9 protein-coding genes are annotated in these 13,015 nt (G+C 67.2%); all 9 read right to left on the bottom strand.

Annotated features, from left to right (window positions below; all coding sequences use genetic code 11):
* Positions 1–31: 31 nt before the first annotated feature.
* Complete coding sequence (locus VF651_09230; GenBank protein ID HEX7965886.1) at positions 32–2,773, bottom strand: EAL domain-containing protein; 2,742 nt, start codon at positions 2,771–2,773, stop codon at positions 32–34.
* 95 nt (positions 2,774–2,868) lie between these two features.
* Positions 2,869–4,236 carry an L-serine ammonia-lyase gene (locus VF651_09225; GenBank protein ID HEX7965885.1) on the bottom strand — a complete coding sequence of 456 codons (1,368 nt, stop codon included), beginning with the start codon at positions 4,234–4,236 and terminating at the stop codon, positions 2,869–2,871.
* Positions 4,237–7,422, bottom strand: coding sequence for a bifunctional proline dehydrogenase/L-glutamate gamma-semialdehyde dehydrogenase PutA (gene putA / locus VF651_09220; GenBank protein ID HEX7965884.1), 3,186 nt, complete (start codon positions 7,420–7,422; stop codon positions 4,237–4,239). It lies immediately after the preceding gene.
* Between the two features lie 66 nt (positions 7,423–7,488).
* Positions 7,489–8,226, bottom strand: a complete 738-nt coding sequence (locus VF651_09215) for an HAD family hydrolase (protein ID HEX7965883.1) — start codon at positions 8,224–8,226, stop codon at positions 7,489–7,491.
* Entirely contained in the window at positions 8,223–9,149 is a 927-nt protein-coding gene (locus VF651_09210) for an aminotransferase class IV (GenBank protein HEX7965882.1), read from the bottom strand. Before VF651_09210 ends, VF651_09215 begins: the two co-directional genes overlap by 4 nt.
* Positions 9,150–9,225: 76 nt before the next feature.
* Complete coding sequence (icd, locus tag VF651_09205; protein HEX7965881.1) at positions 9,226–10,467, bottom strand: isocitrate dehydrogenase (NADP(+)); 1,242 nt, start codon at positions 10,465–10,467, stop codon at positions 9,226–9,228.
* A gap of 60 nt (positions 10,468–10,527) precedes the next feature.
* A complete protein-coding gene (locus VF651_09200) occupies positions 10,528–11,454 on the bottom strand; it encodes a polysaccharide deacetylase family protein (GenBank protein ID HEX7965880.1) in 927 nt (308 codons plus the stop codon).
* A 5-nt stretch (positions 11,455–11,459) separates the two neighbouring features.
* Entirely contained in the window at positions 11,460–11,927 is a 468-nt protein-coding gene (locus tag VF651_09195) for a hypothetical protein (GenBank protein ID HEX7965879.1), read from the bottom strand.
* A 34-nt stretch (positions 11,928–11,961) separates the two neighbouring features.
* The gene (locus tag VF651_09190; protein HEX7965878.1) at positions 11,962–13,014 is read right to left on the bottom strand and encodes a bifunctional UDP-4-keto-pentose/UDP-xylose synthase; all 1,053 of its coding nucleotides are present in this window, start codon (positions 13,012–13,014) and stop codon (positions 11,962–11,964) included.
* Position 13,015: the final 1 nt, after the last annotated feature.

Below are 13,015 nucleotides of genomic sequence, written 5' to 3'. Positions count from 1 at the left end.
AAGCCCCGGAACCACGGCGCCGGGGCATGGATCAGACGGCGAGCGCCCGTCCGCTCTTGAGCAGTTCCGCGAGCTCGTCCGCGGGCAGTGGCTTGCTGAACAGGTAGCCCTGCATGCCGTCGCAGCCGTGGGCCTTCAGGAATTCCCATTGGGCGCGAGTCTCGACGCCCTCCGCCACCGCGCTGACCTTGAGGTTGCGGGCCATGCCGATGATGGCGGTGACGATGGCGGCATCGTCGGCATCCACGCCGATGTCGCGCACGAAGCTCTGGTCGATCTTGAGCTTGTCCAGGTGGAAGCGGCGCAGGTAGCTCAGCGAGGAGTAGCCGGTGCCGAAGTCATCCAGCGCGAGCTGCACGCCGAGGTCATCCAGGCGCTTGATGATGTTGCCCACCTCGCGGGTGTCATACATCACCGCGCTCTCGGTGAATTCGAGCTCGAGCCAGCGCGGCTCCAGGCCGGTCTCAGCCAGGATCGCCGAGATGGTGTCGGCCATGTTGCGGCGGTTGAACTGGATGGCGGACAGGTTGACCGCGATGGGCAACGGTTCGAACCCCTGGCGCTGCCACTCCCGGTTCTGGCGGCAAGCCTCGCGCAGCACCCATTCCCCCACCGACCCGATCATGCCGCTGCTCTCCAGCACCGGCACGAACACCGAGGGTGGCACCGCCCCCTGGCCGTTGCGGTTCCAGCGCAGCAGCGCCTCCACGCCCATGATGCGCCCGCTGCGCAGGTCTACCTGGGGTTGGTAATGCAGGTGGAACTCCTGGCGCTCGATGGCCTGGCGCAGGCTGCCCTCCAGGGACAGGCGCTCATAGGCGCGGGTGTTCATCTCCGGGGTGAAGAACTGGAAGTTGAAGCGTCCGTTCTCCTTGGCATGGTACATGGCCGCGTCGGCGTTGCGGATGAGCGCGTCGATCTCCACAGCGTCGTCCGGGAACAGGCTGATGCCGATGCTGGGGGTGATGTGCAGCTCGTACTCGTCTATCTGCGCCGGCCGCGCCACCGCCTCCTGCAGCTTCTCCGCCACCCGCGCCACCGCAGTGGCGTCGGCCACATCACGCAGGATCAGCAGGAACTCATCTCCGCCCTGGCGGCTGATGGTGTCACTGTCACGCATGCACTCGCGCAGGCGCATGGACACCGTCTTGAGCAGCTTGTCGCCGGTCTCGTGACCGAGCGAATCATTCACGTTCTTGAAACGGTCGAGGTCGAGGTACATGACCGCGAGCTTGGCGTCACGCCTGCGGGCGTCGTGCATCGCCTGGCCAAGGCGGTCCCGCAGCAAGGCGCGGTTGGGCAGGCCGGTGAGGCTGTCGTAATGTGCAAGCTGGTAGACCTGCGCCTCGGCGCGCTTGCGCTCGGTAATGTCGGAGATCACACCGTCGAAGTACAGCGGGTTGCCCTGCTCGTCCTTGACGGTGGTGGCGCTGTTGATGGCGTAGAAACGGCTGCCATCCTTGCGCTGGTACTCCACCTCCTGGTTGCGGTAGTGGCCCTCGTCATCGAGCAGCTGGGTCAGCTCCTGGCGCCGCCGCGGGTTCGCATACAAAATCGGGCCTGCCACGCTCATGAGCTCGTGGGTGCTGCTGTAGCCGAACATGCGCGCCAGCGCCTCGTTGGCGTAGATCATGCCCTTGTCAGGCGTGCTCCTGTAGATGCCATCGGAGATGTTGCCGGTCACCGAGGACAAGAGCTGCTCCTGCTCGCGCAGGGACGCGGTCATCTGCTCGGCCAGCTTGAGGGCACGCGAGCGGTTTAGGCCGAGGTTCAGCACCAGCAGCGTCGCCGGCAGCGTGATGAGCACGCCCATCAGCACCACCAAGAGCGCGATCCACGACACGCTGGAGGGCTCGTGGAAGCGCAGCACCCACTCCCGCCCGCCGATGTTCATGCGGGTGGCATAGTCGGACTCGATGGTGGCCGGGCCGGTCCAGAGGGGGCGCTCCGCGGGGTCTTCCATCTTGCTGTAGAGCACGGCGCCCTCTCCCGCCACCGCGGCGTCGCGCACCTCCACTTCCATGGCCACGTGCTGCGGGATCACGCCCGTCACCACCTTGTCCATGGGCAGGGTCTCGGCCACCCAGCCGTAGAGCGCGGCACGCCGCGCGGCAGGCGTGGAGACGTCTGCGCCGTTGCGGTACAGCGCACGCACCGCCACCACACCGCGATGCACCCCGCCGTCCACGTCGTGCAGGTCGAAAGGCACGCTCAGGCTGTTGCGGCCGTTGTCCCGGGCTGCGAACAGCACGCCGGTGTTGGTGGACAGGTGGCAGGGGTCGAAGCCTTCCACGTAGCTGACGGTAGCGCGCGGCGCCGTATAGGTGATGGGGCAATAGAAGTCGCGCTGCTCGACCGGCCTGATGTGGAAGCCGGGAGCACCATCGGCGCGGGTGGCCGCCACGAAGCGCGCCGCGTCCTGGCGCGTCACGTAGCTCAGATACTGGAGGCTGGAGATGCCGGGATACTTTGCCTGCAGGGCCACGGTCTCGGCGAAGCCCTCCCAGTCCGCGCGGCCCACGCGGGTCGAGCCGGCGAAGAGCCCGGCGCTGGAATCCAGTACGGCCACATACTGGTCGAAGCGCGCCTCCAGGGTGATGGCGACCTGGGTCGCATACAGGCTGAAGCGGGCGTGGCGGCTCTCGGACTGGTACTTGAAGGTTATGACGTAGGCGATGGCGGTGAGCGCGAAGCCGGTCGCGAGCACCGCGAGCGCCACGAGATAGCTGCCGCGGACGCTGCCCAGGGAGCGCCCGGCGCCTAGATACCCCATCCTGCCGTCCCTTTTACAATCTTGTTACCCACCCCGTCTTTTAACATATGGGCGGGGGTTGGGACTACTGTCCCAAGGGCTTCAGGCGGGGATTTTCAGCACTCGGTGACGTTGACCGCGAGACCGCCCAGGGAGGTCTCCTTATAGATGCTGCGCATGTCATGGCCGGTCTGTCGCATGGTCGATATGACTTGATCCAGGGACACCCGGTGCTGGCCGTCGCCGTGCTGGGCCAGGCGCGCGGCATTGATGGCCTTCACCGCGCCCATGGCGTTGCGCTCGATGCAGGGTATCTGCACCAGTCCGCCCACGGGGTCGCAGGTCAGCCCCAGGTTGTGCTCCATGCCGATCTCGGCGGCGTTCTCGATCTGTCCGTCGCTGCCCTGCATGGCCGAGACGAGCCCTCCGGCGGCCATGGAGCAGGCCACGCCCACCTCGCCCTGGCAGCCCATCTCGGCACCGGAGATCGAGGCGTTCTGCTTGTAGAGGATGCCGATGGCGGCAGCGGTGAGCAGGAAGCGCAGGATACCCGCCTCGTCCGCGCCGTCCACGAAGCGCATGTAGTAGTGCATCACCGAGGGGATGATGCCGGCGGCACCGTTGGTGGGCGCGGTGACGACGCGGCCGCCCGCCGCGTTCTCCTCGTTCACGGCCAGCGCCCACAGGTTCACCCAGTCCATGGCGTCGAGCGCGGTGGTCTTCTTCTGATTCGCGAGGCTGGCATGGATCTTGGGGGCGCGACGCATGACCTTGAGTCCGCCTGGGAGCTCGCCGCCTTCGCGCATGCCGCGCGCGACGCAGGCCTTCATCACTTCCCATATCCTGATGAGGCCGGCGCGGGTCTCCGCCTCGGAGCGCCAGCACCGCTCGTTCGCCATCATCAGCTCCGGGATGCCGAGCTTGTGCTTGGCGCAGAGTGCCAGGAGCTCGTCGCCGGACTTGAAGGGGTACGGCAGCTTCACGTCGAGGGAAGCCGCGTCACCCTCCATCTCGCTGCTGCGCACGATGAAACCGCCGCCGATGGAGTAGAACTCGTCGGTGAACAGCTTGTGCTTGTTGGAATCCAGCGCCGTGAAGCGCAGGCCGTTGGAATGCTTGGGCAGCACCTGGTCCCGGTGGAACAGGAGGTCCAGGGCCTCGTCGAAGGGGATCTCGCGCTTGCCGAGCAGCTTGATCCTGCCGCTCTTGCGGATGTGGCTGAGCCGTTCCGCGATGCTATCCGGGTCCACGCCGTCCGGCGTCTCGCCTTCAAGTCCGAGGAGCACGGCCCGGTCGGTGCCGTGGCCCTTGCCGGTGAGCGCCAGCGAGCCGTAGAGCTGCACCGCCACCTGCGCGGTCTGGCCGAATAGGCCCTTCGCTTCGAGGTCCAGCAGGAACTGGCGCGCTGCCCGCATGGGACCGACGGTGTGGGAACTGGAAGGCCCCACGCCGATCTTGAACATGTCGAAGACGCTGACGGACAACTAGTTATCCTTCATGGAGAGCAGGCTGGCATTGCCGCCCACCGCCGCGGTGTTGACCGTGACGGTGCGCTCGGTGGCGAAACGCAGCATGTAGTGCGGGCCGCCGGCCTTGGGCCCGGTGCCGGAGAGGCCCTGGCCGCCGAAGGGCTGCACGCCCACCACGGCGCCGATCATGTTGCGGTTGATGTAGACGTTGCCGACGCGGATGCGCCGCTGGATGTACTGGGCCTGGCTGTCGATGCGCGAGTGGATGCCCAGCGTGAGCCCATAGCCGGTGCGGTTGATGCTGTCGATGACACTGTCCAGCTCGGCCGCCTTGAAGCGGATCACGTGCAGCACCGGGCCGAACACCTCGCGCTTGAGGATGTCCAGGGTCGGCAGCTCCACCGCCGCCGGGGCCACGAAGGTCCCGTGGGCGAGCTCCGCAGGGATGGGCATCTCCTTGATCAGCCGCCCTTGCGTCTTGATCCAGGCCTTGTGCTCGTCGAGCTGCTGCTTGGCGGCCTTGTCGATGACCGGGCCCACGTCGGTGGTGAGCCAGGCGGGATCGTCGATGCGCAGCTCGTCCATGTAGCCGGAGAGCACCTCCACCACGCGGTCGGCGATCTCCTCCTGCACGAACAGCACCCGCAGGGCGGAGCAGCGCTGGCCGGCGCTGTTGAAGGCGCTCGCCACCACGTCCATCACCACCTGCTCGGGCAGCGCGGAGGAATCCACCAGCATGCAGTTCTGCCCGCCGGTCTCGGCGATGAGCACGGGGATGATGCCGTCCCGGTCCGCCAGGGTCTTGTGGATGGTCTTGGCGGTCTCGGTGGAACCGGTGAAGGCCACGCCCGCGATGCGCGCATCCGCCACCGCGTGCTGGCCGACCACGGAGCCGCGGCCCGGGATGAAGTTGAGCACGCCGCCGGGCACGCCGGCCTGGTGCATCAGCCGCACGGCCTGCGCGCCGATGAGCGAAGTCTGCTCCGCGGGCTTGGTGAGCACCGCATTGCCGGCGGCGAGCGCCGCCGCCACCTGGCCCGTGAAGATCGCCAGGGGGAAGTTCCAGGGCGAGATGCAGACGAACACGCCGCGGCCCTGCAGCCACAGTTCATTCGACTCACCTGTCGGTCCCGGCATGGCCTTGGGCTTGCCGAAGTCCTCCTCGGCGCGCTCGGCGTAGTAGCGCAGGTAGTCCACCGCCTCGCGCACCTCGGACACCGCGTCCGGGATGGACTTGCCGGCTTCGCGCACGCAGAGCGCCATCAGCTCCGCCGTATGGGTCTCAAACAGATCCGCGGCCTTGCGCAGGATACGAGCCCGCTCCATGGCGGGCGTCATGTCCCAGGCGGGCTGGGCCGCCACCGCCACGTCCACCGCCTCGCGGATCACCTTGTCGTCCGCCTCGCGGATGATGCCGACGGTCTCGCGGTTGTCCACGGGGTTGAGGGAAGGCTTCTCTTTTCCGGATAGGACCTTGCCGCCCACGATGGGCGCCGCGATCCACTCGCGCTTGAAGGCCTGCTCCATCTCGGCGGCCAGGGCCGCAAGTTTCTGCGGGTCCGCCAGGTTCACGCCGCGGGAATTTGGGCGCCAGGGACCGTAGATGTCCTTCGGCAGCGGGATGCGCGGGTGCGGCTTCTGGGCCAGCGCCGCCACCTCCGCCACCGGGTCTGCCACGATGGCGTCCACCGGCACCTTGTCGTCGATGATGCGGTTCACGAACGAGGTGTTGGCGCCGTTCTCCAGGAGACGGCGCACGAGGTAAGGGAGCAAGTCCTCATGGCTGCCCACCGGCGCGTACACGCGGCAGTTGAGCTTGAGCTTGTCCGGGCCCACCACCTCGTCGTAGAGCTCGATGCCCATGCCGTGCAGGCGCTGGAACTCGAAGCCCAGGTCGCCGCCCGCCATCTGCAGGACGGCGGAGAGGGTGTGGGCGTTGTGGGTCGCGAACATGGGATAGAGGGCGTCGCGGCTCGCGAGCATCTTGCGGGCGCAGGCGAGATAAGCCACGTCCGTGTTCACCTTGCGGGTGTACACCGGGTAACCCTCGAGGCCGCGCTCCTGGGCGCGCTTCACCTCACTGTCCCAATAGGCGCCCTTCACGAGACGCACGGGGATGCGGCGCTTGCCGGCGCGGGCGAGCGCGATGAGCCAGTCCAGCACGCGCGGCGCGCGCTTCTGGTAAGCCTGCACCGCGAGGCCGAAGCCTTCCCAGCCCGCGAGCTTGGGCGAGCGGTACACCGCCTCAATGATGTCCAGCGAGAGGTCGAGCCGTTCGCTCTCCTCCGCGTCCACCGTGAGGCCCATGCCGTGGCCCTTGGCGCGCTCGGCGAGCGCCAGCACCTTGGGCGTGAGCTCGGCCATCACGCGCTCGCGCTGGGCGAGTTCGTAGCGCGGGTGCAGGGCCGAAAGCTTGACGGAGATGCTGGGAGCGGCGAACACGTCGGCGCCCTTCTCCACCGTGGCGCCGATGGCGTCGATGGCCGTGGCGTAGGCCTGGAAGTAGCGCTCCGCGTCCTTGGCGGTGAGGGCGGCTTCGCCCAGCATGTCGTAGGAGTGGCGGAACTTGCGGTTCTCCTCGTCCTTGGCGCGCTTCAGGGCTTCCTCGATCTTGCGCCCCATGACGAACTGGTGGCCCATGATGCGCATGGCCTGGCGGAAGGCGGCACGGATGACGGGCTCGCCCAGGCGCGCGGCGAGCGCGGCCATGTAGTTGCCGAGGTTCTTCTCCACGGCCTGGTCCAGCTCGATGAGCTTGCCGGTGAGCATGAGGCCCCAGGTGGAGGTGTTCACGAACAGCGAGGGGCTGGCGCCGAGATGCTCGGACCAGTTGCCGTTCACGATCTTGTCGCGGATGAGCTTGTCGGCGGTGTCCGCGTCCGGGATGCGCAGGAAAGCCTCGGCGAGGCACATGAGCACCATGCCCTCCTGGGAGGACAGGTCGTACTGGCGCAGAAACTCCTCGATGCCGCCCTTGGCCTTGCGGTTCCTGCGCACGGTCTCGACCAGCGCCTTGGCGCGGGCCTGGATCTCGGCGCGGGACTTGTCATCCAGCCTGGCCTGCTCGAGCAGCGCGTCCACGCACTGGGTCTCGTCCGCGAGGTAGAGCGCGTTGATGGCCGCGCGCAACGGGTCCAGGGCCGGCGGGTTGCCTTGGAAGATGAAGCGGTCGTCGGACGCGGTGTCGGCGGGCTGATACATGCAGGCTCTCAAGGAAAGGCTCAAGAGCCCGCTATTTTACCGGACGGCCCGGGAAAATGCCCCGTTTCAGGCTGCCGTAAGCCTGTGGCGGGCCATTGCGTCGTAGTGGGGACGGCAGAGGGTGGCGAGTTCCTGCTGGAAAGGCGTGAGTTCCGGCATTTTGGGCTCGTAAGGTTCGAAACCGGTGGAACGCTCCACCGCCGCGTACCAATGCGGCGCCCAGACGCCGTCGCTGGCGCGCCGCCCAGCCGGCCAGTGCAGCATGCGCTCGCTGAAGGGGATGCCGAGCCGCGTGCAGAGGATGCCCAACATGGCGCGGGGATCCTTGAGCACATCCTCCGCGTCCAGCACCGGCGGCGCCGCGCCGAGCTTGCCCGCGACATGCTCGAAGATGCGGGTCTGCTGTTCGAAACCAAGTTCCCAGGCGGCAGCATCGGGACGCTGGCGGGTGAAGGACGCCACCACGAGCTCGGGGCGGCGGATGAGGAAGCAGTTCACCACGTCGTCCAGCCAGTCCAGTGACATGTCCGCCAGCAGGTGCTGGGTCATGTGCTTCTGGTACCAGATGGCCTTGCCGCCGGGGATGGAGCCGGTGAGCTCTCTGGCCACCGCGCGCCAGTCCGTGGACTGGGAGGCGATCACCTCCTCACGACCCGGATGGTTCACGCCGGTGGCGGCGAGGTAATGCGCATAGAAGGGCTCGTCCACCACCGCCGTGTCCTCCCGGTTCTCCCAGGAGCGCATCATGGCGGTGGAGATGTTGCGGGGTCCCGACCACATGGCCACCCGCAGGCCCTGGGTCATACGCGTGGGCCCCGCGCGCTCTCGCGCTTGACGAGATCCATGTAGAGGCCTTGCAGCTTCTGCACCATGGGCCCACGCGTGCCGGCACCGATGCGCCGGCCATCCACCTCCGTGACGGGCACGAGGCCCGCGAAGGTGCCGGTGACGAAGGCTTCCTCGGCGCCGTACACATCCGTGAGGCTGAAGTCTTTCTCGAAGTGCGGGAGGCCATGCTCGCGGCAGACGCGCAGCACGTTGGCCCGGGTGATGCCGCCGAGGCAATACTTGCCGGAGGAGGTCCACACCTCGCCCTTGCGCACGATGAAGAAGTGGGTGGAGTTGCAGGTGGCGACGAAACCGTGGGGGTCCAGCATCAGGGCCTCGTCGTAGCCCGCCTTGGCCGCCTGGATGCAGGCCAGGATGTCGTTGAGCTTGGAATGGGCGTTGAGCTTCGGATCGAGAGTATCCGGCGCGGCGCGGCGCACGTGGGTGGTGAAGAGGCGGATGCCCTTCTCCACCGTCGCCGGCAGGGGCTGCTTGTACTCAGGGATGATGACCACCGTGGCAGGGCCGAGGGTGACGCGCGGGTCCTGGTAGGGCGTGGCCTTGATGCCGCGGGTGACCATGAGGCGGATGTGCACGCCGTCCTGCATCTTGTTGGCGCGCAGCGCCGCGAGGATGCGCTCGGTGAGTTGCTCGCGCGTGAGTCCGATGTCCATGTCGATGGCCTTGGCGCCCTCGTACATCCGGTCCAGGTGCAGCTCCAGGAACGGCAGGCCGCCCGCATGCAGCCGCAGGCCCTCCCACACCCCATCGCCCAGGATGTAGCCGCTGTCGAACACCGAGACCTTGGCCTGGTCCCGCGGGAACAGCTCGCCGTTGATGCTCACCTGGATAGCGGCGTTGCGCGGGTCCGCCTGGTAGTCATGGGTGCCTTTCGCCATGGGTGCTCCCGTAAAGCAAGACGGCGGCCTGGAGAGGCCGCCGTCAGGTTATCACTTCACCCTTCCCATCGCCGTCTCAGAGGTTCCTGACCACGGCATCGGCGAAGGCGCTGGTCTTCACTTCCTTCGCGCCGACCATCTGCCGGGCGAAGTCGTAGGTCACGACGCCGGAGGCCACGGTCTTGGCGTAGGCCGCCTGGATCATGTCCGCCGCCTCGCGCCAGCCGATGTACTCCAGCATCATCACGCCGGAGAACAGGAGCGAGCCGGGGTTGGCCTTGTCCAGCCCCGCGTGCTTGGGCGCGGTGCCGTGGGTGGCCTCGAACACCGCCAGCGAGTCGCCGATGTTGGCGCCGGGGGCGATGCCCACGCCGCCCACCTCCGCCGCCACCGCGTCGGAGAGGTAGTCGCCGTTCAGGTTCGGGGTGGCGAGCACCGCGTACTCATCAGGCCGCAGCAGCATCTGCTGGAACATGATGTCGGCGATCTGGTCCTTGATGACGATCCACTTGCCGGTCTTCGGGCTCTTGAAGTGCATCCAGGGGCCGCCGTCCAGGAGCTCCGCGCCGAACTCCTGCTTGGCGAGGTCGTAGCCCCACTGGCGGAACGCGCCCTCGGTGAACTTCATGATGTTGCCCTTGTGCACCAGCGTCACCGAGTTGCGGTCGTACTCGATCGCGTGCTGGATGGCCTTGCGCACCAGGCGCTTGGAGCCGAACTCGGAGATGGGCTTCACGCCCAGGCCCGCGTCCTCGAAGAACTTGGCGCCCAGCTCCTCGCGCAGGAACTTGGCGAGCTTCTTGTTCTTCTCGCTGCCGGCCTGGTACTCGATGCCGGCATAGACGTCCTCGGTGTTCTCGCGGAAGATCACCACGTCCACGAGCTCGGGCTTCTTGAGGGGCGAAGGCACGCCGGGATAGTGCTTGACCGGACGGACGCAGGCGTAGAGGTCCAGGTCCTGGCGCAGGGTCACGTTGAGGGAGCGGAAGCCGCCGCCCACCGGCGTGGTGAGAGGGCCCTTGATGGAGACGATGAGGTCCTTGATGGCCGTCAGGGTCTCGTCCGGGAAGTAGTTGCCGTCGTACAGCTTCTGGGCCTTCTCCCCGAGGAAGATCTCGCACCAGTGGATCTTGCGCTTGCCGCCGTAGGCCTTGGCCACGGCCGCGTCCCAGATCTTCATGCTGGCGGGCGTGATGTCCACGCCGATGCCGTCGCCTTCCACGTAGCCGAGGATGACCTGGTCCGGCACCACGAGCTTGCCGTTCGCGACCGAGATCTTGGTGCCGCCGGACGGCAGCTTGACGTGCTTGTAAGCCATCGAGGTTTTCCCTTGAGCGATGATGAGACGGAGCGCGCGGCAGCGCCGCGGCGGACGGCATTATACAGGAGCGGCCCCGAGCTTCCGCCGCTGCACGGCGAGCGTGCCGGAGCGGCCCGGGATCTCGCCCATCACCACCTCGTACACCGGCAGACGGGCGCGGTCGAGTCCGGCGGCAAGATCGCGGGTGGCGACGAGCGCATAGCCCTGGGACTTCCAGCCCACCAGGAGCTTCTCGAACACGGGCTTGAGGGCCATGCCCTCCAGCTCCGCGTGCAGGGTGAACACGTGCCCGGTGGGCGGCGGCGGCGCGGCGGTGAGCTTCAGCAGGTGCTCGGCCACGTTGTCCACGGTGATGCCGTCCACGCCCACGAGTTCGTCGAGGGTGGGCAGCGTGCCGGGGATCTGCGGCACCTTGTATACGCGCCCTTCCATGCTGGGCAGGAACGGCTCCAGGCCACCGCGGGTGTCGCTGGCGTAGTCCAGGCCCGCTTCCTCCTGTAGCGCCAGGGTGGAGGCGTTGATCTGCCAGCCGGCGGCGCCGAAGGTGCGCGGCGCCTCACCGAACACCTCACGGAATCGTGCCACGGCCTGGTCGAACTCATGCCGGGTCCAGGCCTCATCCTTGCCCGCCACATAGTCCTGCCAGCGGATGTGGTCCCAGGTATGGATGCCCACCTCGAAGCCGGCATCGCGGGCCGCGCGCATGGGCGCGGCGGCGCGCCGGCCGATGTCCGGACCCGGGATGAGCACGCCGTACATGAGGGTCTTCAGGCCGTAGTTCGCCGCGACGTTGGTGCGCAGCACCTTCCTGATGAAGCCGGGGCGGAACACGCGCTTGAGCGCGCGGCCGGTGTTGTCCGGTCCCAGGCTGAACAGGAACGTGGCTTGGGCGCCATGGCGCTTGAGCGTCTCGATCAGCGGCGGCACGCCTTCCAGGGTGCCGCGCAGGGTATCGACATCGATCTTGAGGGCGAGCCTGCGCATGGCCGTCACATCGCCCTACCGGTGCAGAAATTGGCTATCCGCTCGTCCAGCAGTGCTGCCAGGTCCTTGCCTTCGAAGCGGCGGCGGCCGGTCGCATCCGTCACTTCGACGGCGGTGATGACCATGTGGGGCAGCGCCACCGGCACCTGCTTCCCGTCTTCGCCCGCGGAACCGGCGGTGCTGATGACGACGGCGGCGGCCGGCTCGAAGGGCCCGTTGAAAGCCACGTCCCGCGTGCGGCCGGGTTGCCCCATGGTGTCGCAGGGGGCGATGGTGAGCGTGACGGAATCCAGCTCTGCGTCCTGGGTGTTCAGGAAGGCGACCGCCAGGGGCTCCTGCCGCGCGCCTGGGCGCGGGTCGTTCGCCGAGATGTCGTAGATGACGACCGGCACATGGGCGGCGCGGCCTTCCTCCATGTAGTGCCGGAACTGGTCCTTGCCGTTCCAGCAGCCGCACAACACCAGTGGCGCCACGCCGAGAAAGACGCCTGCCCCACTTCGCACGGTGTCAGGCGCTCTCTTCCGTCAGCCGGCGCGCGTCGGCCACGTGGCCGCGGTAGAACTCGAAGAGCTTCCTGAGCGCCATCTTCATGTCCACCTTGGGTTCCCAGCCGAGCTCCTGGCGCGTGTGCTCGATGCTGGGCAGGCGGTTCTCCACGTCTTGGTAGCCCTTGCCGTAGTAGTCGTCGGCGCTGACGGTGAGGAGCTTCACCTTCTTGGCACTGTCGGAGTACTCGGGCATGGAGAGGGCGATCTCCATCATCATGTCCGCCAGCTCCTTCACGGAGTGGCTGTTCTTGGGGTTGCCGATGTTGTAGATGCGCTTGTCCGCGACGCCGCCCTTGTTCTCGATGATGGTCATGAGCGCGTCGATGCCGTCATCCACGTAGGTGTAGGCGCGCTTGCGCACGCCGCCGTCCACCAGCTTGATGTTCTCGCCGCGCACGATCTGACCCAGGAACTGGGTCACCACGCGGGAGCTGCCTTCCTTCGGGGTGTAGATGGAGTCGAGGCCGGGCCCGATCCAGTTGAAGGGGCGGAACAGCGTGTAGGCCAGGCCCTCGCGGTCGCCGTAGGCGGCGATGACGCGGTCCATGAGCTGCTTGCTGCAGCTGTAGATCCAGCGCGGCTTGTTGATGGGTCCGAGGATGAGCTCGGAGGTGTAGGGGTCGAAGCCCGGGTCGCGGCACATGCCGTACACCTCGGAGGTGGACGGGAACAGCACGCGCTTCCTGTACTTCACGCACTGGCGCACGATCGGCAGGTTCGCCTCGAAGTCGAGCTCGAACACCCGCAGCGGGTCCTTCACGTAGGTGGCCGGGGTGGCGATGGCCACCAGCGGCAGCACCACGTCGCACTTGCGCACGTGGTACTCGACCCATTCGCGGTTGATAGTGATGTCACCCTCGAAGAAGTTGAAGCGCGGGTTCCCCATGAGGTCGGAGACCTTGTCGGAGTACATGTCCATGCCATGGACTTCCCAGTCCGTGGTCTCGATGATGCGCTTGCTGAGGTGGTGGCCGATGAAGCCGTTGACGCCGAGGATGAGGATCTTCTTCACG

This window comes from Gammaproteobacteria bacterium (genome assembly GCA_036383255.1).
Taxonomy (GTDB): domain Bacteria; phylum Pseudomonadota; class Gammaproteobacteria; order Natronospirales; family REEB76; genus DASUBN01.
This window is presented reverse-complemented; position numbering and strand designations above follow the sequence as displayed.